The 24292-nt window shown below is 63.9% G+C and carries 19 protein-coding genes; 5 read left to right on the top strand and 14 right to left on the bottom strand.

Features of this window, described 5'->3' with window-relative positions; translation table 11 throughout:
* Positions 1 to 25 precede the first annotated feature (25 nt).
* Positions 26 to 796 (top strand): hydroxyacylglutathione hydrolase, encoded by a 771-nt coding sequence (gene gloB / locus TP2_RS14585; protein WP_038079001.1) that lies wholly within the window; start codon positions 26 to 28, stop codon positions 794 to 796.
* 3 nt (positions 797 to 799) lie between these two features.
* On the opposite strand, the gene TP2_RS14580 is transcribed toward gloB, so the two are convergent.
* The 3 genes from TP2_RS14580 to TP2_RS14570 all read right to left on the bottom strand — a co-directional run bounded on the left by TP2_RS14580 (position 800) and on the right by TP2_RS14570 (position 5169).
* Positions 800 to 1432, bottom strand: a complete 633-nt coding sequence (locus TP2_RS14580; protein WP_038078999.1) for a LysE family translocator — start codon at positions 1430 to 1432, stop codon at positions 800 to 802.
* A 67-nt stretch (positions 1433 to 1499) separates the two neighbouring features.
* Positions 1500 to 3311: a tetratricopeptide repeat-containing sulfotransferase family protein gene (locus TP2_RS18090; protein ID WP_051692673.1), complete on the bottom strand. Its 1812-nt coding sequence runs from the start codon at positions 3309 to 3311 to the stop codon at positions 1500 to 1502.
* Between the two features lie 55 nt (positions 3312 to 3366).
* Complete coding sequence (locus TP2_RS14570) at positions 3367 to 5169, bottom strand: tetratricopeptide repeat-containing sulfotransferase family protein (RefSeq protein WP_038078997.1); 1803 nt, start codon at positions 5167 to 5169, stop codon at positions 3367 to 3369.
* 169 nt (positions 5170 to 5338) lie between these two features.
* Here TP2_RS14570 and TP2_RS14565 point away from each other — a divergent pair, with 169 nt between their 5' ends.
* The 3 genes from TP2_RS14565 to TP2_RS14555 all read left to right on the top strand — a co-directional run bounded on the left by TP2_RS14565 (position 5339) and on the right by TP2_RS14555 (position 10273).
* The gene (locus tag TP2_RS14565) at positions 5339 to 6706 is read left to right on the top strand and encodes an HPP family protein (RefSeq protein WP_051692672.1); all 1368 of its coding nucleotides are present in this window, start codon (positions 5339 to 5341) and stop codon (positions 6704 to 6706) included.
* Positions 6707 to 6969: 263 nt separating this feature from the next.
* On the top strand, positions 6970 to 9288 hold the full coding sequence (gene clpA / locus TP2_RS14560; protein ID WP_038078995.1) for an ATP-dependent Clp protease ATP-binding subunit ClpA: 2319 nt from the start codon (positions 6970 to 6972) through the stop codon (positions 9286 to 9288).
* 7 nt (positions 9289 to 9295) lie between these two features.
* Complete coding sequence (locus TP2_RS14555) at positions 9296 to 10273, top strand: M23 family metallopeptidase (protein ID WP_051692670.1); 978 nt, start codon at positions 9296 to 9298, stop codon at positions 10271 to 10273.
* 7 nt (positions 10274 to 10280) lie between these two features.
* Here the strand turns inward: TP2_RS14555 and TP2_RS14550 are convergent, their stop codons facing one another.
* On the bottom strand, positions 10281 to 12161 hold the full coding sequence (locus TP2_RS14550) for a cation:proton antiporter (protein ID WP_038078991.1): 1881 nt from the start codon (positions 12159 to 12161) through the stop codon (positions 10281 to 10283).
* A 253-nt stretch (positions 12162 to 12414) separates the two neighbouring features.
* On the opposite strand from TP2_RS14550, the gene TP2_RS14545 reads away from it, so the two are divergent.
* Entirely contained in the window at positions 12415 to 13962 is a 1548-nt protein-coding gene (locus TP2_RS14545; protein WP_038078989.1) for a DEAD/DEAH box helicase, read from the top strand.
* 96 nt (positions 13963 to 14058) lie between these two features.
* Here TP2_RS14545 and TP2_RS14540 read toward each other — a convergent pair whose 3' ends face one another.
* The 10 genes from TP2_RS14540 to nuoI are packed head-to-tail and all read right to left on the bottom strand — an operon-like array spanning position 14059 to position 24292.
* Positions 14059 to 15681: a ribonuclease J gene (locus tag TP2_RS14540; RefSeq protein WP_084714356.1), complete on the bottom strand. Its 1623-nt coding sequence runs from the start codon at positions 15679 to 15681 to the stop codon at positions 14059 to 14061.
* 47 nt (positions 15682 to 15728) lie between these two features.
* Positions 15729 to 16505 carry a type III pantothenate kinase gene (locus TP2_RS14535; RefSeq protein ID WP_038078985.1) on the bottom strand — a complete coding sequence of 259 codons (777 nt, stop codon included), beginning with the start codon at positions 16503 to 16505 and terminating at the stop codon, positions 15729 to 15731.
* An 18-nt stretch (positions 16506 to 16523) separates the two neighbouring features.
* Entirely contained in the window at positions 16524 to 17243 is a 720-nt protein-coding gene (locus TP2_RS14530) for a biotin--[acetyl-CoA-carboxylase] ligase (RefSeq protein ID WP_276202136.1), read from the bottom strand.
* 22 nt (positions 17244 to 17265) lie between these two features.
* Positions 17266 to 18705 carry an NADH-quinone oxidoreductase subunit NuoN gene (gene nuoN / locus TP2_RS14525; RefSeq protein ID WP_038078983.1) on the bottom strand — a complete coding sequence of 480 codons (1440 nt, stop codon included), beginning with the start codon at positions 18703 to 18705 and terminating at the stop codon, positions 17266 to 17268.
* A gap of 12 nt (positions 18706 to 18717) precedes the next feature.
* Positions 18718 to 20256, bottom strand: a complete 1539-nt coding sequence (locus tag TP2_RS14520; protein ID WP_038078980.1) for an NADH-quinone oxidoreductase subunit M — start codon at positions 20254 to 20256, stop codon at positions 18718 to 18720.
* Positions 20256 to 22427 carry an NADH-quinone oxidoreductase subunit L gene (gene nuoL, locus TP2_RS14515; RefSeq protein WP_038078977.1) on the bottom strand — a complete coding sequence of 724 codons (2172 nt, stop codon included), beginning with the start codon at positions 22425 to 22427 and terminating at the stop codon, positions 20256 to 20258. The genes TP2_RS14520 and nuoL overlap by 1 nt, the downstream gene beginning before the upstream one ends.
* Before the next feature lie 6 nt (positions 22428 to 22433).
* Positions 22434 to 22739, bottom strand: coding sequence for an NADH-quinone oxidoreductase subunit NuoK (gene nuoK / locus TP2_RS14510; RefSeq protein WP_038078975.1), 306 nt, complete (start codon positions 22737 to 22739; stop codon positions 22434 to 22436).
* A gap of 49 nt (positions 22740 to 22788) precedes the next feature.
* Entirely contained in the window at positions 22789 to 23397 is a 609-nt protein-coding gene (locus TP2_RS14505; protein ID WP_038078973.1) for an NADH-quinone oxidoreductase subunit J, read from the bottom strand.
* Positions 23394 to 23804 carry a carboxymuconolactone decarboxylase family protein gene (locus TP2_RS14500; RefSeq protein WP_038078971.1) on the bottom strand — a complete coding sequence of 137 codons (411 nt, stop codon included), beginning with the start codon at positions 23802 to 23804 and terminating at the stop codon, positions 23394 to 23396. The genes TP2_RS14505 and TP2_RS14500 overlap by 4 nt, the downstream gene beginning before the upstream one ends.
* On the bottom strand, positions 23801 to 24292 hold the full coding sequence (gene nuoI / locus TP2_RS14495) for an NADH-quinone oxidoreductase subunit NuoI (RefSeq protein WP_038078969.1): 492 nt from the start codon (positions 24290 to 24292) through the stop codon (positions 23801 to 23803). Before nuoI ends, TP2_RS14500 begins: the two co-directional genes overlap by 4 nt.

Raw genomic sequence — 24292 nt, 5'->3', positions numbered from 1 at the left:
GATAATCAATGCGGTAGAAAAGACCATGGCCGTCGAATTGCTGATCGTTCCCTGTCTGGCCGACAATTACGCCTATGTCGTGCATGAGGCGGCGACCGATACCACCACCGTGATCGACGTGCCCGAGGCCCCGCCTGTGCTCAAGGCACTGACAGAACGGGGCTGGAAGGCGAATCTGATCCTGCTGACCCATCACCATGCCGATCACATCGACGGCGCGCAGACGCTGGCCGCGGCGACCGGGGCGAAAATCGTGGGGGCGAAGGCGGATGCGCATCGCCTGCCCAAGCTCGATCAGCAGGTCGCGCCGGGCGAGAAGCTCGCGATCGGGATGGAGCAGGTCGAGGTGCTGCCCGCCGATGGCCACACGGTCGGCCATATTGCCTATTATTTCCCCGAGGCAGGCTTGCTGTTTTCCGGCGACAGCCTGATGAGCTGGGGCTGCGGGCGGCTCTTTGAAGGCTCGGCGGCTCAAATGTTCGACACGCTCTCGCGGTTCAGTGAGCTGCCCGACGAGACGCTGGTCTGTTCGGGCCATGAATATACCGAGGCCAACGGCCGCTTTGCCCTCTCGCTCGAACCCGACAATCCGAACCTGCTTGCCCGGATGGACGAGGTGCGCGCCACCCGCGGCCAGATGCGTCCCACGCTGCCGGTCGAGCTCGGCCTCGAGAAAGTCACCAACCCCTTCCTGCGCGGCGCCGACCCGAAACTGCGCGCAGCGCTCGGTCTGCCCGCAGACGCCACGCCGCTCGCCGTCTTCACCGAAGCCCGCGCCCGCAAGGACCGTTTCTGACCCCTAGCGCCGCGCGTCGCGCAACACGCTCAGTGCAAGCGCCGCAAGCACCGTTCCCATTGCCCAGCGTTGTACCCGCATCCACAACGGACGCGCGGCAAGGAAGCCCGCAACGGTTCCGGCCGCCAGAACGATCCCCGCATTCACGGCCACGCTGATCACGATTTGGACGCTTCCCAGCGCCAGAGATTGCGCCAGGACCGAACCCGCCTCAGGATCGATGAATTGCGGCAGCAGCGAGAGATACATCACCGCGATCTTCGGGTTGAGCAGGTTGGTCACGAAGCCCATCGCAAAGAGCTTGTGCGGGCCGTCGCGCGGAAGCGCCCGCGTTTCGAAGGCCGACCTCCCGCCCGGCCGCACCGCCTGCCAGGCGAGCCAGAGGAGATAGGCCGCCCCCGCAAACCGCAACGCATCATAGGCGAAAGGCACCGCGAGCACGAAGGCCGTGATCCCGAAAGCCGCACACAGCATGTAGAAGACGAAGCCCAGCGCCACTCCGCCCAGCGAGATCATCCCGGCCCCGCGCCCCTGACAGATCGTACGAGAGACCAGATAGATCATGTTCGGCCCCGGGCTGAGCACTATCGCCAGCGCCACTGCTGCGAAGGCGATCAGATGGGAGATCTCGGGCATGGCAGGGCTCCGTACAGGTCCGTCGTCAGGCTACAGGCCGCGCGCGCCCCGCGATCTGCGCAACCGCTCAGGCGTCGGTCCAGACATCAAGCCGCGAGAAGGCTTTCTCCACGAAGGGGCGATATTTCTGCCAGGCGTTCGAGCTGCCCTTGTAGATCGGCTTCTTGACCTGCTCGCGAGAAGCGGTCTTGGCGACGCGCTTGTTGTCCTGCGGCCGCAGGCAGGCCTCGTCCCAGGGCAGACCGAGATAGTCGATCAGCGAGCGGATCACTGTCTCGGGATTCTCGGTCAGCGCCTCGTATTTCAGGTCGAAGATCTGGCCCGGATAGAGCGCGTTCCAATGCGCCATCATGTCCTTGTAGAGATACCAGTAATCCACGAGATCATCGAGATCATGCGCATAGGCGTTCCCGTCGGAGGCGAAGTTGTGGTGATAGATCGACCAGAGCACCGCGCGCGGGTCGCGATGCAGGTTGATAATCTTCGCATCCGGGAAGAAGGCCTTGATCACGCCGATGAAGCGGAAATTCAGCGGCATCTTGTCGGTGACGTAAGGCTTCTCGCCCGCAAGCGATTTGAGCGTCTCGCGATAGGAGGCGCGCAGATCGGGTCCGATCTTCTCAAGGCCGTTCGGATCGGCCCAGTCGAAGCGGCGCAAGCCCGTACCCAGATCGGTAAGTTCGCCCCCCGGCGCGACCATCGGGTGTGCTGTTACGATCTGTTCGACCAGCGTTGTGCCCGAGCGCGGCATACCGAGAATGAAGATCGGATCGGGGCCCTGCCCGGTTTCCGCAGGCAGCGCGGGACGGGGCTCGGCGAAACCGGCCTTGATCTCGGCAAAGAGTTTTTCATCCTGCGAGATGTGATACTGGACCAGCTCCTTGCGGATGGCATTGCCGCGCGCAAAATGGGCAAAAGCCGCTTCGGGCTCGTCGAGATCGTTGCGAGCCCGACCCAGCGTGAACTCGATATTCGCCCGGTCCTTGCCCACGATCGTCGGGTCCTGCAGCGCGACATCCATCACGTCGAAGAACGGATCGTCCTTCACGAAGGTATGGTTGCCCACCTTGACCTTGAGCGCCGGACCAAAATGCGGCTCGATGGCCAGCACTGCCTCGATCTGTTCGAGCGAGGCTTCCTTGTCTCCCTGACGCGCCTTGACGATCGCAGCTTTGGTCTGGGCATAGAGGTTGCCCGGATCGAGCTTGAGGATTTCGTCGACTTGCTGGCCAGCCTTCTCGGCCTCGCCACTCGAAAGAAGCGTTTCGACGAGGTTCAACCGTGCCTCGATATAGTTCGGCGCCGCTTTCACCGCCGCTTCGTAATATTCGAGCGACTCTTTGTTGAACTCGAGACGGTTCTTGACGTTGCCGAGATTGTTCAGTGCGACCGGGTTCGTCGGTTGCAGCGCAAGGATGCGTTCATAAGCATCTTCCGCCTCGTCATATTTGCCCAGCAGCATCAGCTCGTTGCCGAGATTGCCGAAGTAATCCGGGTTCATCGGGTTCAGCGCGGTGAGCTCGCGATACAGCTTGGCCGCTCCCGCGCGGTCATTGAGCGCCGAAAGCCCGTTGGCGTGGATCTCGAGCAGTGCAAGCGAGCGGGGGAATTGCGCGCGCGCCTTGATGGCCAGCGCCACCATGTCACGATCGCGCCCGGCGCGTTTGAGCGCGAAGAGCTGGCCGATCAGCTGGCGCGGCGGTTCGCGCCCTACAGAGTTCGCGACGATGGCTGCGAGCTCGGCCAGACCAGCCTGTGCGCGCTTGTTCGCGGGGAAGCGCGCCAGCAGCTCACGATAGGTCGCCTCCGCCTCGCGAAATGCTCCGCTCTTGGCCTGCGTCTGAGCCGTACGCAGAAGCTTGTCAACCGAACCAGCCATGTCTTTCCCCTCAGTAATCCTTCACTGCCCCGGAAGGCTCGCCAAAGAGCTTTACCTATTCCGGCAGCCCGGCGAAAGCCTCGCCGATCAGATGCGCGTAGCGTTGCCAATCCTGCGAGCTGCCCTTGTAGATGGCACGGCGCACTTGCAGGTTCGACGCGGTGTTGACCGCACGGGTATTGTCCTGCGGGCGCAGGCAGGCCTCGTCCCACGAAAGGCCCAGCGCCGAAATCAGGCTCCGGATCGCGGGATCGGGATCTGCGGTCAGCGCCTCATAATCCACGTCGATCACCGCGTCACCGAAAAGCGCGCGCCAATGCGCCATCAGTTCGCGATACAGCCCATGATAGGCCACGAGATCGCCAAGGTCATAACCGAAACCATACCCCGTCCCGGTAAAACGCATCTTGTAGATCGACCAGAGCACCGCGCGCGGATCGCGGTGAATATGCACGATACGCGCCTTCGGGAAGAGCACCCGGATCGCACCGATCCACAGGAAGTTCGACGGCATCTTGTCGGTCACGAAGCCCGCCGTGCCGCCGAAGCGGCGCAGCATCTCGCGATAGCCGGCCTCGATCTTCGCGCCTTCACGCTCGAACCCCGTCACCGAGGACCAGTCGAGCGCCTTGAGCGCGGAGTTCAGCTCCTCGCGCTCGCCGCCCGCGACCACATCGGGATGGCTGGAAATGATCTGTTCGATCAGCGTCGTACCCGAGCGCGGCAGGCCGAGAATGAAGATCGGCTCGGGCCCGGTCGGGGCCTCCAGCGGCGCGATCGGTGGATGCGGCTCGGCAAAGGCCGCGCGGATCTGCTCAAAGAGCGTGCGCGAGTGCGCGGTGTCGTATCCGATCTCTGCCTTGCGCTCCGCATTGGCCTGTTTGAGGCGGGCGTAGGAGCGCTCGATCTCGCCCAGATCCTCATAGGCCTTGGCCAGGGCGAAGCCCAGTTGCGACCGATCCGAGACCGGCGTCGAGGGATTGCGGTGAAGCGCCTCGAGGGTCGCGATCTGCGGATCGCCGGGCTGGAATTTCTGCACAAGGGCCCGGTTGAGATGGATCGCCGCCGATTTCGGCGCAAGTGCCAGCGCCGCATCGAACTGCGCCTTGGCGCCTTCGGTATCGCCCTGCGCTTTCAGAAGGTTGCCCAGCAGATCGAGCAAGTTCGGGTTGCCCGGCGCAAGCTTTACCGCCGCCTCGATGTGACGGCGCGCTTCGGGCACCTCGCCGCGCAGATACAGAAGCTTGCCGAGGTTCACCCGCGCAGGCAGCAGGTCAGGCTTGGCGGCAACGGCGGCGGCATAATGCTCCATCGCGCGCTCGGGCTCGCGCTGATTGGCCAGAGCATTGCCGAGATTGTTATGGGCGACCGCATCCCCCGGACGCAGCTCCAGCATGCGCGAGAAGGACTCGACCGCTCCGGCCGCATCGCCACTCATCAGCTGCGCATTGCCCAGCTTGCCCAGCACTTCGACATCCATCGGGCGCAGATCGGCGAGTTTCGCATACATCTCCACCGCACTGCGATGATCGCCGATATTCGACAGGCCAACCGCGCGCAGCTCAAGGATCGGCTCGGCACGCGGGAACCGCGCCAGCGCCGGCACGGTCGCGGCGACCAGATCTCGAAAGCGGCGCGCCCGCGCGAGCCCCACGAGTTCCTCGATCATCGCCCGCGGCGGCTGACCGAGCGGCCCCTGCCCGCGCATCGCTTGCAGCTCGGCAAGCCCCGCCTGCGCGCGCTTGTTCGACGGAAATCGGGCGAGCACTTCGCGATAGAGCGCCTCGGCCTCGGCAAAGGCGCCGCTTTTGGCTTGGGCCTTGGCGACGCGCAGGGTCTTGTCCACCGAACCGCTCATTCTCTCTCCCGAACTGAAACCGCGCCCGAACATAGCGGGGGGCGAGAGGATGACAAGCGCGGGTTTGCGCAGCACTGCCGCAGGGGCCCCAATCGAGCGTGGCCACCTTTGCTTGCATCCCGGTCGCGCAAAGGCGATACCTGACGCGCCTTTTCAGAACCACGATCCGATGCCGCTCAGCCAGCTCCCGAAGGATATCCGCCGCCAGATCCGCCGCTTCGGCCCCTCGATGGGCCGCCGCCCGGCCGTCGACATCCTGCGCGGCGCGATCGGGGCGGGGCTGGCGATCCTGTTCGTGACCTTCATCGTGACCACCCTGCCGCATTCGCGGGAGGCCGGGATCTATCTCGTGTCGAGCTTCGCCTCGACCGCGGTACTGCTTTTCGTGCTACCCAACTCGCCCCTTGCTCAGCCTTGGGCGGCAATGATGGGGATGATCATCTCGGCTGTCGTACCAGTTGCGGTGCTGATGCTGATCCCGCCACCCTATGCCGACGGGATCGCGGTCGCGGGCGCGATCGTTGGGATGATGGCGGCGCGCGCGCTGCATCCGCCTGCGGCCGGGATCGCCCTGCTCGCGGTGCTCGAACACGAGGCGGGCCGCCATGTGGGATTCGGCTTCGCGATCTTCCCGGTCGGGGTGATGACGGCGGTGCTGATCCTCTTCGCGATGCTCTGGAACCGGCTCTTCGGCATCGCCTACCCGACCCGCCCGCTCGCCCATCACCCCGCCCACGTGGGCCGCGCGCGTGGCCCTGCACGTTCACTGAGCCAGCGCGACCTGCAAGAGCTGCTCGTCGAGTTCAACCAATCGGCCAACGTCGCCCCTGCCGATCTGGCCCGGCTGATGGCGGCTGCCGAACACCGCGCCGCCGAAGCGCTTCTGGCCGATACCCGCGTCCGCGATCTGATGACGCAAAACCCCGTCACGGTTTCGCCCGAGGCGCCCTTGTCGGAAATCGTGCGCAAGATGACCGCGCTCAACGTGCACACCCTGCCGGTGGTCGACAGTGCGGGCTACTATCTCGGGGTGGTCGATCAGCATGACGCGCTCGAGGAGCTCTTCAAGGAATTCGATGTGCTGCGCCGCCCGCTGCGGTTCCGCGCCGCCCCGCCCGAAGCCGAAGTCCGTGCGATCTTTCACACCGATATCGAAACCGTCGAAGGCGACACGCCGGTTGGCACGCTCCTTGAACGGCTCGCCCATCGCGAGGCCCGCGTGGTCCCGGTGACCGAGAGTGGGCGACTTGTGGGCATCCTCACCCGCACCGATATCATCGCGCTGCTTCTGGAACATTCCCCTGCTGCCCATGCCGAGGATGAGCTCGACGAAGAGGATGGGGATGACGGCGAGGCGGACGACGGCGCCCCGCTCCCGGAAATGCCTGGCTCCTCCGAAACCGCGCCTTCCGCACCCGACGATGCGGAAGAGGCCGAAATCGCAGCGGCGTTGCACAAAACCACGACCCAGCGACCGCCGCTTCCTGAAGACACTCAGGAGGACACGGCTCAATCGCGCGCCGAGTCGCCCAAGTAACAGGCAGAGCCCTTGAACGGGCGGGAAACCTCCCCATATGGGGAGCATCACCCGCAAAACCCCCAACATATTGCGCGCCTTTGGTGCGCTCATGCACCGCCGCTGCGCTGAAGTGACCGTTTTTTCCGCACGAATCGGACCCGTGTCGCTTTTTGAGCGTGAAAAGACTTGAAGCGCAGCAAATTCCACCGAACTTTAATCATATGAGGTCAGGATGGCTCGGGTATCCCCTCGCGCCGCCTCTCGCAGGAAAGGAGCAGTCCATGCCATCGTTTTCCAATACGCTCGAACAGGCCATCCACGGTGCGCTGGCGCTCGCCAATGCCCGAAAACACGAATTGGCGACGCTCGAGCATCTGCTCCTCGCGCTGATCGACGAACCTGACGCCGCCCGCGTGATGAAGGCCTGCGCCGTCGATCTCGACGAGTTGCGTGCCACGCTGGTCGAATTCATCGATGACGAATTGTCCACCCTCGTGACCGAGATCGAGGGCTCGGAGGCCGTGCCGACCGCCGCATTCCAGCGGGTGATCCAGCGCGCCGCGATCCATGTCCAAAGCTCGGGCCGCTCGGAAGTGACCGGGGCCAATGTGCTCGTCGCGATCTTCGCCGAGCGTGAGAGCAACTCTGCCTATTTCCTGCAAGAGCAGGACATGACGCGCTACGATGCGGTGAACTTCATCGCCCATGGCGTCGCGAAAGATCCCGAGTTTGGCGAGACGCGCCCCGTCTCCGGCGCCGAGGAGGAGCAGAAGGCCGAAGGGCCCGCCCAGGCCGACGCGAAGGACAGCGCGCTCGAGAAATACTGCGTGAACCTCAACGTCAAATCCGAGAAAGGCGATGTCGACCCGCTGATCGGGCGCGAAGACGAGGTGGAACGCTGCATTCAGGTTCTGTGCCGCCGCCGCAAGAACAACCCGCTCCTGGTGGGCGATCCCGGCGTGGGCAAGACTGCGATTGCGGAAGGGCTCGCGCTCAAGATCGTTCGGGGCGAAACCCCGGAAATCCTGTCGAAAACCACGATCTACTCGCTCGACATGGGCGCGCTGCTTGCGGGCACCCGCTATCGTGGGGATTTCGAGGAGCGTCTGAAGGCCGTCGTGAAGGAGCTGGAAGAGCATCCCGACGCGATCCTGTTTATCGACGAGATCCACACCGTGATCGGTGCAGGTGCGACCTCGGGTGGCGCGATGGATGCCTCGAATCTTCTGAAGCCCGCGCTTCAGGGCGGCAAGCTGCGCACCATGGGCTCCACCACCTACAAGGAGTTCCGCCAGCATTTCGAGAAAGACCGCGCGCTGTCGCGTCGTTTCCAGAAGATCGACGTGAACGAGCCCTCGGTGCCGGATTCGATCAAGATCCTCATGGGCCTCAAGCCCTATTTCGAGAAACACCACGACATCCGCTACACCAATGACGCCATCAAGGCGGCCGTGGAGCTCTCGGCGCGCTACGTGCATGACCGCAAGCTGCCCGACAAGGCGATCGATGTGATCGACGAGGCGGGCGCAGCCCAGCATCTCGTGGCCGAAAGCAAGCGGCGCAAGACGATTGGCGCCAAGGAGATCGAGGCGGTCGTCGCCAAGATCGCCCGGATCCCGCCGAAGAACGTCTCGAAGGACGATGCCGAGGTGCTCAAGGATCTCGAGAAGTCGCTCAAGCGCGTCGTCTTCGGTCAGGACAAGGCGATCGAGGCGCTGTCTTCGGCGATCAAGCTGGCCCGCGCGGGACTGCGCGAGCCCGAAAAGCCGATCGGCAACTACCTCTTCGCCGGCCCCACCGGCGTCGGCAAGACCGAGGTCGCCAACCAGCTCGCGGATACGCTGGGCGTGGAACTGCTGCGCTTCGACATGTCGGAATACATGGAGAAACACGCGGTCTCGCGCCTGATCGGCGCGCCTCCGGGCTATGTCGGCTTCGATCAGGGCGGCATGCTCACCGATGCGATCGATCAGCACCCGCATTGCGTGCTCCTGCTCGATGAAATCGAGAAGGCGCACCCGGATGTCTACAACATCCTGCTGCAGGTGATGGATCACGGGAAGCTCACCGACCATAACGGCCGGACCGTCGATTTCCGCAACGTGATCCTGATCATGACCTCGAACGCGGGCGCCGCCGAACAGGCGAAATCCGCGATCGGCTTCGGGCGCGACCGCCGCGAGGGCGAGGATACGGCCGCGATCGAGCGGACCTTCACGCCCGAATTCCGCAACCGTCTGGATGCGGTGGTCAGCTTCGCCCCGCTGCCGCGCGAGGTCATCTTGCAGGTGGTCGACAAGTTCGTGCTGCAACTCGAAGCGCAGCTCATCGACCGCAACGTCCATATCGAGCTCACCCCGGCTGCCGCGAACTGGCTCGCCGAGAAGGGCTATGACGACAAGATGGGTGCACGTCCTCTGGGCCGCGTCATTCAGGAGCACATCAAGAAGCCGCTGGCGGAAGAGCTCCTGTTCGGCAAGCTCACCAAGGGCGGTGTGGCGAAGGTCTCGGTCAAGGACGACAAGATCGTCATCAAGGTCGAGGAACCGGGCCGCAAGCGGATCTCGGGTTCCAAGCCGCGGCTTCTGACCGCCGAATGATCTGCGCGTGAACCGCGCTGCACTGATCAGCCTTCTCGTCCCGGCCCTGCCCTGCATGGCCGGGACGATTTCGTTGCAGCGGCCCGAATTGCAGATGCCGGTCGACTGCACGCTTGGACAAAGCTGCTACATCCAGAACTACGTGGACCGCGATCCCGGCCCAGGTGCACGCGACGTCGGATGCGGCGGGCTGACCTATGACGGGCACAAAGGCACCGACTTCGCCCTGCCGACCGTCGCCGCAATGCGCACGGGCGTGGAGGTCCGCGCCGCCGCGCCCGGCGTGGTCCGGGCGATCCGCGACGGGGAGACCGACCGCGCCTTCATTGAGGGCGTATCCGTCGCGGGCAAGGAATGCGGCAACGGGATTGTGGTCACCCTCGGTGATGGCTGGGAGGCGCAATACTGCCATCTGCGAAAGGGCTCTGTGGCGGTCAAACCGGGCCAGAAGATCGCGGCTGGCGACCCGCTCGGGCTCGTCGGGCAGTCGGGCAAGGCCGCCTTCCCGCATCTCCATCTGGAACTTCGTCATGACGGACAAACCGTGGACCCGTTCGATCCCGATCGATCCGAAATCTGCGATCCAAAGGGTGCCGCATCCGAACTCTGGTCCGACCCGATCGCCTATGTCCCGAGCGGCTTGCTCGAAGTCGGCCTCGCCGCAACGCCGCCCGATTACGAAGCAGTCAAGGCGGGGCTACCCGCCGCTCCAGAGCTTTCAGCCGATAGCCCTGCACTTGTCGGCTGGGTCTACGGCTTTGGACTTCGCGCAGGCGACACGGTCGAGATCTCCATCGACGGCCCCCATGGGTTTCATTTCGAACACAAGGGCTTGGCCGATGCCTCTAAAGTTCTGTTCTACCGGTATTCGGGCAAGAAACGTCCCGCCGAGGGCTGGCCTCGAGGAACCTATGAGGCGCAAGTCACATTGTTGCGCGACGGTGAGGTGATCGCGCAAAAAACCAGTATGACACAGCTCGATTAGGTCCGTTTCACGGGATCGGCGCGGCCGGCCCGGGCTGGCCCGACGGCGCCTCGCCCGCGATGGAATTGGCCACGACCTCTTCTTCCTTCGCCTCGGGCGGCAGGAGCGAGATGATCCGCGCACCCGCCTCAACCTTCATCGCCTGCGGATCGACCACGAAGCGCAGATCGCCATTGCGGGCGATCACCATCACCGGCTGCGCATTGGGCCGCTTCTGACGCCATTCGGGCAGGCCATATTCCTCGGTGATCTTCGTCACGCGGAAGGTCCAGCCCTCCGCGAGAAGCTTCTCCCAGCCCTCAAGCGTCCGCCCTGCCCCGAAGCGCCGGCCGCCAAGCTGCGTCGGCAGCGCATGGCGTTCGCGGTCATCCTTGAGGCGTGGCACCTGCCAGACCTTGTCGCGGCCCAGCTCGGGCGCGAGATCGGTGGCAACCAGCGTGTTGTAGGCGTCGTTATCCGTTGCGGCGAGCAGCGTCGAATAGGACATCAGCTCGACCTTGTCTTCGGCTGCCTCCCCGAGGATGTCACCGTAGAAGGTCTTGATTCCATTGGCCCGCGGCCGGATCAGATGGGCGTGGTTCGGATCGGTGATCAGCACCGGCACCTCAGCCTTGATCAGCGTTTCGGCCAGCGCCGTCGTGAAACGAGAGCCCCCCACGACCAGCAGCCCCGGCTTGTCGGTATTGGCCAAACCCAGCCGCCGCGCCATCGGCGCGAGCGTGAAGCCATGCACGATCACCGTGACCAGTACCAGCACGAAGGCAAGCGGGCCGATCCGCCCCCCGTCCAGCACCCCGACCTCGACGAGGCGCTGTCCGAAAAGCCCCGCCACGGCCACCAGGACAACCCCGCGCGGGCCGGTGAAGGCAATGAAGACCCGCTCATTGCGCGGCAACCCCGAGCCGATCAGCGAGATCAGCACCGTCAGGGGCCGCGCGACCAGAACCACGAGCACGACGAAGAGCAGCGCATGCCAGTCGAGCGCCGCGAGTTGGTCGATCTCGATATTGGCGGCCAGTAGGATGAAAACGCCCGAAACGAGCAGCACCGTCGCATGTTCCTTGAAGCGGCGCAGTTCCTCGTGAGAAGGGAGGTCCGCGTTGCCGATCACCAGCCCCATCACCGTCACCGCCAGCAGACCGCTCTCATGCAGCACGCTGTCCGTCACTGCGAAGGTGATAAGCAAGGTCGCGAAGAGCACAGGCACTTTCATGAATTCCGGCACCAGACCGCGACAGAACGCCCGCGCGATCGCCCAGCCGACCGCACCACCGATGACCGCCGCGAAGACGATGCCGAGTGCGAGGTGCCCAAGTGCCTCGCTCATCGGCAGGTTCGAGCGCAGGGTGATCACGACCTCGAAGGCCAGAACGGCGGCAAGCGCCCCGATCGGATCGTTCACGATCGCTTCCCATTGCAAAAGCCGTGCTGGCCTGCGCGCCAGTTTCGCGGTGCGCAACAGGGGGGCGATCACCGTTGGCCCAGTGACCACCATGATGCCGCCGAAGACGGCCGCGCTTTCCCAGCTCAGCCCCGCCCCCCAGACAAGCGCCAGCGTCGAGAGGAACCAGCCCAGCGGCGCGCCGATGAAGACAAGTCGCGCCACCCCCGATTTTGCATCGCCCAGACGGTGCAGATCGAGGGAAAATCCCCCTTCGAACAGGATCACCGCCACGGCGAGCGCGATGAGCGGGCTCAGAAGATCGCCGAAATCGCGGCTCGGGTTCAAAAGCCCCGTTGCCGGCCCTGCGATCAGGCCTGCGGCAAGCATGATCACGATCGCGGGCAAGCGCAGCCGCCAGGCGAGCCATTGCGCGCCCACGCCGAACACTCCAACCAGCCCGAAGGCCAGAACGGGGCCGAGCCCCGCGCTTTCCGCAACTGCCATAATCGTCCCTCAGCAACCTACACGGGCCAAACCCGCCCCAGAAGGTCAGGTTCCGTGTCCCTTTGCAAGTCTCCAGCCCCTGCGACATTTCTGCCGGAAAGATTGACCTTTACGTCGCGATCGGCTAGGGCGTGCGCGAAGCCTCGCAATGCGGCGAGGCGCAGTCAGGGCGCCCGGTTTCCTCAAGCGCCCATAAGCGATCCGCCCGATGCGGGCCGCGACAGGACGCGAAACAGGAATTCCAAGGACCCCAATGACCAAATTTTCCGATCTGAAGCTGGACCCGAAGGTCCTTTCCGCCGTTGCCGACGCGGGCTACGAGACGCCCACGCCGATCCAGGCAGGCGCCATCCCGCCCGCGCTGGAGGGTAAGGACGTTCTGGGTATCGCACAGACCGGCACCGGCAAGACGGCGAGCTTCACGCTGCCGATGCTGACGCTTCTGCGCCGCGGCCGCGCCCGCGCCCGGATGCCGCGCTCGCTGGTGCTTTGCCCGACGCGCGAATTGGCGGCTCAGGTGGCGGAAAACTTCGACCTCTACGCCAAGAATACGAAACTGACCCGCGCGCTGCTGATCGGCGGCGTCTCCTTCGGCGAGCAGGACAAGCTGATCGATAAGGGTGTGGACGTTCTGATCGCGACGCCGGGCCGACTGCTCGATCATTTCGAGCGCGGCAAGCTGATCCTGACGGATGTGAAGGTGATGGTGGTCGACGAGGCCGACCGGATGCTCGACATGGGCTTCATCCCGGATATCGAGCGCATCTTCCAGCTCACGCCCTTCACCCGCCAGACGCTGTTCTTCTCGGCCACGATGGCGCCCGAGATCGAACGGATCACCAACACCTTCCTGCATGCGCCGGTGCGCATCGAGGTGGCACGTCAGGCGACGACCTCCGAGAACATCACCCAGAAGCTCGTGGAAATCACGCCCGCTCGGCGTGACCAGACCGCCAAGGCCAAGCGCGAACTGCTGCGCGCGCTGATCAACGCCGAGGGCGAAACCTGCACCAACGCGATCGTCTTCTGCAACCGCAAGGTCGATGTCGATATCGTCGCCAAGAGCTTGCAGAAATATGGCTTCGACGCTGCGCCGATCCATGGCGATCTCGACCAGAGCCAACGCATGCGCACGCTGGATTCGTTCCGCGACGGCTCGCTCAAGGTGCTTGTGGCCTCGGATGTGGCCGCACGCGGCCTCGACATCCCGGCGGTGAGCCATGTGTTCAACTACGACCTGCCGATGCATGCGGAAGATTACGTTCACCGTATCGGCCGCACCGGCCGCGCGGGGCGCAAGGGCACGGCGATCTCGATCGCGGTGCCGCAGGACGAGAAATTCCTCAGCCAGATCGAGAGCCTCGTGAAGATGGAAATCCCGCGCGCCGAGATCCCGGAAGGGTTCGAGCTGTCCGAGGGTGCGCAGCAACCGGCGCGCAAGCGCGACGACGACAAGGGCGGCCGCTCGCGCGGCGGCCGTGGCCGCGATCGCGATCGGGGCGAGCGCGGCGGGCGCGACCGCAAACGCGAGACCAGCCAAGCCGAAGCCGTGACGGAGGCCCAGGCCGAAGCGCCGCAAAAGGCCGAAGCAAAACCTGCCGAACCGGAACAGCGCGTCGAGGCGAAACCGGAACCGAAGCAAGAGGACGATAACAAGTCCCGCCGCTCGCGCGGTGGCCGCAATCGCCGCGAGCGCGACAATGATGTCGTCGGCATGGGCGATCACGTCCCGGACTTCCTGACGGTCTCCTTCCGCCCCTCGAAGACAGAAGAACCGGCCGAGGACAGCGCCGAGAGCTGATCCCTTCTATCTGAACATAAATATCCCCGCCGGAGGCATCCTCGGGCGGGGATTTTTCTTGCCGTCAGGGCGGGGGCAGGCCCCCTATTCCCCTGCTCATTCCATCAGGCGGCTGGTGACGACGATCACCTCGGGCTTCTTCCCGATCTCTTCCATCGAAACCTGACGCGCAATCCGGCGCAGCGCCTCGTCGATCTTGTCGTCATTGGACAGGATCTTGACCGGCGCACGGTCGAGGAACTCGGTCATCTCGTCCTCGATCTGCTCGGCCAGCGGCGCCCCCGAGCGTCCCACTTTCGGCAAGCCCATCAGCTCGACCCAGGGCTCGCCAAGCGCCTGATCTTCCTCGTCGAGGATCACCGTAACCAGAACCAGACCGTTCAGCGCCATGCGGATACGGTCGCGCACCACGCCATCCATCGCGCCGATCTGCACCGACCCGTCGAGATAGGTCCGGCCCGCCTCGATATATTCCACGACCTTCGGGACATCGCCGGTCAGGTCGATCATCGTGCCGTTGGTCGCCACTTCCGACGCAATTCCCTTCCCGGCACCGATTTTCGCGTGTTCGCGCAGGTGGCGGTGTTCGCCATGCATCGGGATCAGGATCTTCGGGCGCAGCAGGTCATGCACGGCTTCCAGATCCGGCCGGTTCGCATGGCCCGAGACGTGGTAGAGCCCCCCGTGATCGTCGACCACATCGACGCCCATCTCGGAAAACGAGTTCATGATCCGGATCACCCCGCGCTCGTTGCCCGGAATGGTCTTGGAGGAGAACAGGAACGTGTCGCCCTCTTTCATTTGCAGCCCGAGATATTTCCCGCGTGCCAGCTGCGCCGAGGCCGCGCGGCGTTCGCCCTGCGAGCCGGTCACGATCAGCATCAGGTTCTGGCGCGGCACCTCGACGGCCTCCTCGGCCGGGATCGTGCCGGGCATGCCCGTCAGCACGCCCGTCTCCTCGGCGGTCGAAACCATCCGCTTCATCGCGCGGCCCAGCAGACAGACAGAGCGGCCCGCCGCCTTGCCCGCCTCGGCGAGCGTCTTGAGACGCGCCACGTTAGAGGCGAAGGTGGTCGCGACCACCATCCCCTTTTGCGATGCGATCAGCTCCGCCAGCGGCTCGGCCAGCGTGGCCTCCGAGCGGCCCGGCTGGGGCGAGAAGACGTTGGTGGAATCGCTCACCAGCACTTTCACGCCCTCGCCTTCCTTGGCGATCTCGTGCCAGAGCTTCGGGTCGAAGGGCTCGCCCACGATCGGGTTGCCGTCGAGCTTGAAATCGCCCGTATGCACGACGCGGCCCGCGGGCGTGTCGATCACCAGCGCGGAGCTTTCCGGGATCGAATGCGAGACCGGAACGAATTGCACCGTGAAGGGGCCGCAGGAAATGGTTTGCGGGCGCGGCTCGACGATCGTGATCGTCTCGGGCGGGATGCCCGCCTCTTCAAGCTTCAGCTGGCCGATCCGGCCGGTGAAGGCGCGCGCATAGACCGGCTTGCGCAGCTTGCCCCAGACATGCGGCAGCGCGCCGATATGGTCTTCATGGGCGTGGGTGATGAAGATCGCCTCGATTCGGTCGGCATTGTCTTCGAGCCATTCGAGATCGGCAAAGATCAGGTCGACACCGGGCGTGCCGTCCATATCCGGGAAGGTCACCCCCAGATCCACCACGATCAGCCGCTCCTTCCCCTCGGGGCCATAGCCATAGACATAGGCGTTCATGCCGATCTCGCCGGCACCGCCCAGGGGCAGGTAAATCAGTCTCTCATTCACGCGGGGAAGTCCTTGTTGAAATCATGGAGGAGGCGCAGGCCATGCATGGTAAGGTCGTATTCGATGCTGTCAAAGAGGTCAAAGCCCTGACTGAACAGCTCGGCCAATCCGCCCGTCGCGATGACCTTCATCGGTCGGTCGCGTTCGAGCCGGATCTGGCGCACGACGCCTTCGACGAGGCCGATATAGCCCCAGAACACACCCGATTGGATACAGGCGACGGTATTGGTGCCGATGGACTTCTCGGGCATCGTCACGTCGACATGGGGCAGCGCCGCGGCCGAGGCGTGCAGCGCCTCGAGCGACAGGTTCACCCCCGGCGCGATCACGCCCCCGATATAGGCGCCGTCGCGCGCCACCACGTCAAAGGTCGTCGCGGTTCCGAAATCGACGACGATGATATCGCCGCCATGCCGGTCGAAGCCCGCCACCGTGTTCACCAGTCGGTCCGGCCCGACCCCGGTGCCCGGATCGACACGCGGATCGACCGGCAAACGGCATTCGGGCTTGCCCACGACCAGCGGGCGGCAGTTGAAATACCGGTTCGCCAGCACACGCAGGTTGAACACCACGCGCGGCACCGTCGAGGAAACGATCACCGAATTGATCCCGTCCTCGATCCCTTGCAGCCGCATCAGCCCGGACAACCAGACGTAATATTCATCGGCGGTGCGCTTGTGATTGGTCTCCATCCGCCAGGTCGAGATGAAATCCTCGCCGTCCCAGATCGAGAAGACCGTATTGGTGTTGCCGCAATCGATGCAGAGAAGCATGGGGCTCCCCCTTTCACGTCAGAAGAAGATATCCGCAGCCGAGATGGCGCGGCGGCCCTCGGGGCCAGTGAGGATCAGGGCGCCGGTCGCGTCGATGGTCTCGAACGTCCCGCGATAGGTCTGCGCGCCCGTGCGCGCGGTGATCTCTTCGCCCAGACGGGCCGCGCGTGCAAGCCAGGCGTTGCGGATCGCGTCGAACCCGTAATCGCGGAATTGCCGGTCGTAATGGGCAAACGCCTGCGCGAGCATGGGCAGAAACTCTTCGGGGGGGACGACCATGCCGCTCTCGCCCGCAAGGCTCACCGGGGGCATCGCCTCGGGCTCCAGCTCGTTGCGCGGCGGCGCATGGGCGAGGTTCACCCCGATCCCGATCGCGAGCTGCGCACCGCCTTGCAGGCTTTCAAGCAGGATCCCCGCGATCTTGCCACCATTGAGCAGCACGTCGTTTGGCCATTTGATCGAAAGCCGCGCATGCGGGCCCGCGACATGGGCAAGGGCCGCCTCCAGCGCGAGCGCCGCGACAAAGGAATACAGCGCCGCTTGTGCCAGCCCTCCCTCGGGCCGCATCACCAGCGTCGCCGAGAAATTGCCCGCCGGAGCCCGCCAGTCGCGTCCCCGACGCCCGCGCGCGGCGGTTTGTTCATGGGCAAAGATCCAGGCAGAACCCGAAAGGCCCGGCGCTAGCCGGGCCGCTTCGTTCATTGTGCTGTCGACCGAGGGCAGGACGTGACGCGCCACGCCCTCGGGCCAGATCTCCCGATCAGTTGACAAGGGCGGCAGCCGCGGCCTGCGCCGCACCCTCGATGCCGAAGAGGTTGAAGATCCCCAGAACCATCGCGAGAGCCGAAACCATCAGGAACACCCACTGGATCGCCGGCATCCGGTTGTCGAGCGGATCGACCTCCTTGCCGAAATACATGTAGTAGACGATGCGCAGGTAGTAGAAGGCGGCCACGACCGAGGCGATCACGCCCAGCAGCACCAGCCAGATGTAACCCGCATGCAGCGCCGCTTGCAGCACCGAGAACTTGGCGAAGAAGCCCAGCATCGGCGGCACGCCCGCGAGCGAGAACAGCAGCACCAGCATCGCCATCGCCTTCGCGGGATCCTGACGCGCATAGAGGTTAAGCGATTTGATGTCGGTCACCGGCTGGCCGTCGCGCTCCATCGAGAGGATGAAGGCAAAGACGCCCACGTTCATCGTCACGTAGATCGCCATATAGGTCAGCATCGCCTGCACGCCCTCGGCGGTGCCCGCCGCCATACCCAGCAGCACGAAGCCCATATGGGTGATCGAGGAATAGGCCATTAGGCGTTTGATGTTCTTCTGGCCGATCGCCGCGAGCGAGCCCCAGACCATCGAGAACCCGGCCAGCAGCGCGAGGATCTGGCTCCACTCATCGGGCACCTGACCGAACGCGTCGAAGACGAGCCGCGCGATCAGCGCCATCGCGGCCACTTTCGGGGCGGTCGCGAAGAAGGCGGTGACCGGGGTGGGCGAGCCCTCGTAAACGTCCGGCGTCCACATGTGGAAGGGCACGGCCGAAACCTTGAAGGCCAGACCCGCGAGCAGGAAGACCATGCCGAACAGCAGCCCGATCGGCAGATGCCCGGCCTGAACGACCTGAACGATGCCCGAGAACTGCGTGGTGCCTGCAAAACCATAGGTCAGCGAGGCGCCGTAGAGCAGGATGCCCGACGAGAGCGCGCCAAGGACGAAGTATTTCAGGCCCGCTTCCGAGGAGCGCTCGCTGTCGCGGCGCAGGGCCGCCACGATGTAGAGCGCGAGCGATTGCAGCTCGAGCCCCATGTAGAGCGACATCAGGTTGCCCGCCGAGACCATCATCATCATGCCGATGACGGCAAGGGTGATCAGGATCGGAAATTCGAAGCGCAGCAGCCCGCGGCGCTCCATGTAATCGGCGCTCATCGCCATCACCAGCGCGGCCGAGATCAGCACCGTGACCTTGGCGAAGCGCGAGAAGGCATCGTCGATGAAGAGCCCGCCAAAGGCCACATGCGCGCCCTGCTCGGCCAGGCCGATCCAGGCCGCGATGACCAGCATCACGCCCACGGTGGCCCAGAGTATCGTGCGCGCCAGCGCATCCTTGCCGAACCAGACGCCCGCGAGAAGTGCGGCCATCGCGTAGATGGCGAGCAGAAACTCCGGAAGGACGATCGAGAAATCCGCAGAAGTCATCCCTCTAGCTCCTCAGTGTTCGACCAGGTCGGACAGCAGGCTGTCCGGCAAGGCATCGTGATAGTTCTGGACGAGGTTCGTCACCGACGGACCGACGATATTGGTCACCAGATCCGGATAGACACCCAGCAGCAGCGTCATCGCAACCAGCGGTGCGAAGATCCATTTCTCCCGCGTGCTCAGATCGGTGATCGCGCGCAGGCTCTCCTTGATGAGATCGCCGAAGACGACCCGACGGTAGAGCCACAGCGCATAGGCCGCCGAGAGGATAACGCTCGTAGTGGCGAAGAGCGCGACCCAGGTATTCACCTGGAAGACGCCGACGAGGATCAGGAATTCCCCGACGAAGTTCGCCGTACCCGGCAGGCCGACATTGGCCATGGTGAAGAACATGAAGATCGTCGCATAGGCCGGCATGCGCTTCACCAGCCCGCCATAGGCCGAGATTTCGCGCGTATGCATCCGGTCGTAGACCACGCCCACCGCGAGGAACAGCGCCCCCGAGGTGAAGCCGTGCGCGACGACCATGAAGATACCGCCCTCGATGCCCTGCTGGGTCCCCGAGAAGATACCGAGCAGCACGACGGCCATGTGTGCGACCGAGCTATAGGCGATGACGCGTTTGATATCGGTCTGCACCAGCGCCACGAGCGAGGTCCAGATGATCGCGATCACCGCGAGCCACATCGCCCAGGGCCCAACCACCATGTTGCCCACCGGGAACATCGGCAGCGAGAAGCGCAGGAAGCCGTAGTCTGCGAGTTTCAGCAAGATCGCGGCCAGAACGACCGAACCGGCGGTCGGCGCCTGCACGTGGGCTGCGGGCAGCCAGGTGTGCACCGGCCAGAGCGGCATCTTGATCGCGAAGGAGATGAAGAAGCCGAGCCAGAGCAGCGTTTGCACCCCGCCGGGGACCGTTATCCCGAGTATGTGCACCGGTGTATATGGGAACTCGTAGATCAGCAGCCCGGGCATGTCGGTCGTGCCGGTGTGGAAGTAGATGTAGATGATCGACACCAGCATGAAGACCGAGCCGAAGAAGGTGTAGAGGAAGAACTTGAACGCGGCGTAGACGCGCTGCTTGCCCCCCCAGATCCCGATGATCAGGAACATCGGGATGAGGCCCGCTTCGAAGAACAGGTAGAACAGCACCAGATCGAGCGTGACGAAGGTGCCCACCATCAGCGTCTCGAGGACGAGGAAGGCGATCATGTATTCCTTCACCCGGTCGGTGACGTTCCAGCTCCCGATGATCACGAGCGGCATCATGAAGGTCGTCAGCATCACGAAGAGGATCGACAGCCCGTCGACACCCACGCGGTACTGGAAGCCCATGATCCAGTCGTATTTCTCCATGAACTGGAAGCCCGTGTTCGACGGGTCGAACCCGGCGAGCAGGAACAGCGAGATCAGGAAGGTGACCGAAGTTGCGGTCAGCGCCACCCATTTCGCATTGCGATCAGCGGCCTCCGAGCCCCCGCGCAGCACCAGCGCAAGGATGAGCGCCGCGACGGCAGGCGTGAAGATGACGATGGAAAGCAGGTGTTGCATCAGTTGGCCCCCCCGTTCAGGACGACCCAGAACATGAGCACCACGAGACCGATCACCATCGCGAAGGCGTAGTGGAACAGATAGCCCGATTGCATCCTGTTAAGGAACCTTGTGAATGTCGGAACGATACCCACGGCCATGCCGTCAATGACACGGTCGATCGAGCCCTCGTCCCCTTTCTTCCAGAATTGGTAGCCCAGCCAGAGCGCCGGGCGCACGAAGATGCGCTCGTAGAGCTCGTCGAAATACCACTTGTTGAGCAAGAAGCGATACAGCGCAGGCTGCGCTTCGGCGGCGCGCTTGGGCAGGCTCGTATCCTTGATGTAGAAGAGCCATGCCACGATCAGGCCCGAGAGCATCGCCACGAAGGGCGACAGCTTCACCCAGGCCGGCGCATGGTGCGCACGGTCGAGAACGTCATTCTCGCTGTGCAGGTAGATCGCGCCTTGCGGGGCAACACCCGGATTGGCAAGCACGGCTGCCGCAGCCCCCATGTCGGGCGACTCCTTGGCGTCCTCGACCACGGCGCGTTCCGCCTCTGCCTCGGTCATGGCTGCACCGTGATCCGCCGCAGCGTGATCGCCAGCCGCCTCTTCGCCCGTGCCGTGACCGGCGCCTTCGGCGACCATGTGCTCTTCATGAGCGGGCATGCCGAAGAACTTCAGCAGCTTCGTGTGATCCCCGAAGAAGGCGTTGTACCACACCATCCCCGCGAAGACCGCCCCGACGGACAGAACCACCAGCGGCACCGTCATCACGAGCGGGCTCTCATGGGCATGCTCATGCGCATGATGATCCCCGCGCGGCTTGCCGAAGAAGGTCATGAAGATCAGGCGCCACGAGTAGAAGGAGGTGAAGACCGCCGCGATCACGAGCAGCCAGAAGGCATAGCCCGCACCGTCGCCGCCCCAGACGCTCTCGATGATCGCGTCCTTCGACAGGAACCCGGCAAAGCCGATATGGGTGAAGGGAATGCCGACGCCGGTGATGGCGAGCGTACCCAGGATCATCGCCCAGAAGGTCAACGGGATCTTTTTGCGCAGGCCACCGTAGTTACGCATATCCTGTTCGTGATGCATCGCAGTGATGACCGAACCCGCCGAAAGGAACAGCAGCGCCTTGAAGAAGGCGTGGGTCAGCAGGTGGAACATCGAGGCCGAGTAGACGCCCACGCCGGCTGCCGCGAACATGTAGCCCAGCTGCGAACAGGTCGAATAGGCGATCACGCGCTTGATGTCGTTCTGCACGAGACCCACGGTCGCGGCGAAGAAGGCCGTCGTCGCACCGATGATCAGGATGAAGTCCTTCGCGTGCGGTGCGTATTCGTAGACCGGCGACATACGGCAGACGAGAAACACGCCCGCGGTCACCATGGTGGCGGCGTGGATGAGCGCCGACACCGGGGTCGGGCCTTCCATCGCGTCGGGAAGCCAGGTGTGCAGGAAGAGCTGCGCCGATTTGCCCATCGCGCCAACGAAGAGCAGGAAGCCGATCAACTCGACCGCGTTCCACTGGGTCCAGAGGAAATGCAGTTCGGTCTCGGCCAGCGCGGGCGCGGCGGCGAAGACATCGTCCATCTTCAGCGAGCCGGTCATGTAGAACAGCCCGAACATGCCGAGCAGGAAGCCGAAATCGCCCACGCGGTTGACGATGAAGGCCTTCATCGCCGCGGCATTGGCCGAGGGTTTCTTGTAGTAGAAGCCGATCAGCAGGTAGGACGCGACACCCACGCCTTCCCAGCCGAAGAACATCTGCAACAGGTTGTCCGAGGTCACCAGCATGAGCATTGTGAAGGTGAAGAACGACAGGTAGGCGAAGAAGCGTGCCTTGTAGTTCTCCTGCTCGGTCCAGTTCTCGTCATGGGCCATGTAGCCCCAGGAATAGAGGTGCACGAGCGCCGAGACCGTGGTCACAACGATCAGCATGATCGCGGTCAGGCGGTCCATGCGGATCGACCAATTCACGTCCAGATCGCCCGAGGTGATCCAGTTGAGCACGTGGATATGCTGGGTCGTCTCGCCGATCGTGAGGAACACGATCCAGCTGAGCGCGCAGGCGAGGAACAAAAGGCCCGTGGTCAGAACCATGGCACCCTTCTCGCCGATCACACGCCAGCCGAAGCCGCCGAGGATCGCACCGACGAGCGGCGCAAAGAGAATGATCGTTTCCATCGTCCCTTATCCCTTCATCACGTTGACGTCTTCGACGTCGATCGAGCCGCGGTTGCGGAAGAAGACCACCAGGATCGCAAGCCCGATCGCGGCCTCGGCGGCGGCGACGGTCAGAACGAACATGGTGAAGATCTGTCCCACGAGGTCTCCCAGATAGGCCGAGAAAGCCACCAGGTTGATATTGACCGCGAGCAGCATGAGCTCGATCGACATCAGGATGACGATCACGTTCTTGCGGTTCACGAAGATCCCGAAGATGCCGATCACGAACAATGCGGCGGCGACGCCAAGGTAATGTTCCAATCCGATCATGTTCTCACCCTCGTTTTCCGGTCCGCGTCTTGCGCTTCTCTTTGTCCGCTCACAGCCCCTGCCCCGGTTTGACATCCACCATTTCCATCGTCTTGGCCGGGTCGCGATGCATTTGCGCGATCACGTTCTGGCGCTTGACGTTCACCCGGTGGCGCAACGTGAGCAGGATCGCCCCGATCATCGCCACCAGCAGGATCAGCCCCGCGGTCTGGAACAGGTAGAGATACTTGTCGTAGATCAGCATGCCGATCGCATGCGCGTTGGTCTGGTCCTCGGGCATCGGCGCCATCCGCAGGCTTTCGGCCATGTCGGAGGTCTTCCAGGCCCCGAAGGCGATCCCGAGCTGGATCAGCATCACGACCCCGATCAGCAGCCCCAGCGGCATGTAGCGCGCAAGCTCGCCCTTGAGCGCGGCGAAGTCGATGTCGAGCATCATCACCACGAAGAGGAAGAGCACCGCGACCGCGCCCACATAGACGATGATCAGCAGCATCGCGACGAATTCCGCGCCCAACAGCACGAACAGCCCCGCCGCCGAGAGGAAGGTCAGGATCAGCCAGAGCACCGAATGGACGGGGTTTCTGGAAATCACCACCATGAAGCCCGCAACCACCGCCGTGATGGCGAAGAGGTAGAAGGCGAAAGCAAACACCGTCATGCGTTCTCTCCCGATTTCTCGTCGAAGACCGTCTGCGCAATCTCGAGCGCCTTGGTCATGGCGGGCACGCCGCCGAACATGCTCATCTGAAAGATCGTCTCGGCGATCTCGCGTTGCGTGGCCCCCGCTTCGAGCGCGTGACGGATCGTCAGGCGCAGCTGCGGCTCGGCCTGCGCACCCAGCACCGTCAGCGCCGCGATCGTCACCAGAAGCCGCGTGCGGCTGTCGAGCCCCTCACGGTTGAAGGTCTTTCCGAACCACATCTCCATCATGTCCTTCGACATGGTGGGGAAGAGCTTTTCCATCGCGGCGGGATTGAAACTCTCCAGCGCCGGGTTGAACAGGCGGGCCATCTCGGCCCCCTGCTCCATCATCGAGCTGAACAGTTTCGAAAAATCGTCGGTCATCTGTAGGGCGCATCCAGTTCGAGGTTGCGGGCGATCTCGGCCTCCCAGCGGGCGCCGTTATCGAGAAGCTTCTGCTTGTCGTAGAACAGCTCTTCGCGGGTCTCGGTCGAGAATTCGAAATTCGGACCTTCGACGATGGCATCGACCGGGCAGGCTTCCTGACAGAAGCCGCAATAGATGCATTTCGTCATGTCGATGTCGTAGCGCGTGGTGCGGCGCGAGCCGTCGGCGCGGGGTTCCGCGTCGATGGTGATCGCCTGCGCGGGGCAGATCGCCTCGCACAGTTTGCACGCGATGCAGCGCTCTTCGCCGTTGGGGTAGCGGCGCAGCGCGTGCTCGCCCCGGAAGCGCGGGCTCAGCGGGCCCTTTTCATGCGGGTAGTTCAGCGTGGGCTTGGGCGCGAAGAAGTAGCGCATCCCCAGACCGAAGCCTTTGATGAAGTCCACCAGCAGGAAATACTTGGCGGCGCGGTTGTAGTCGAACGCCAT

It is taken from the genome of Thioclava pacifica DSM 10166, from assembly GCF_000714535.1.
Taxonomy (GTDB): domain Bacteria; phylum Pseudomonadota; class Alphaproteobacteria; order Rhodobacterales; family Rhodobacteraceae; genus Thioclava; species Thioclava pacifica.
Note: the sequence above shows the minus strand (reverse complement) of the source record. Positions and strands in the feature narration are given on the sequence as shown.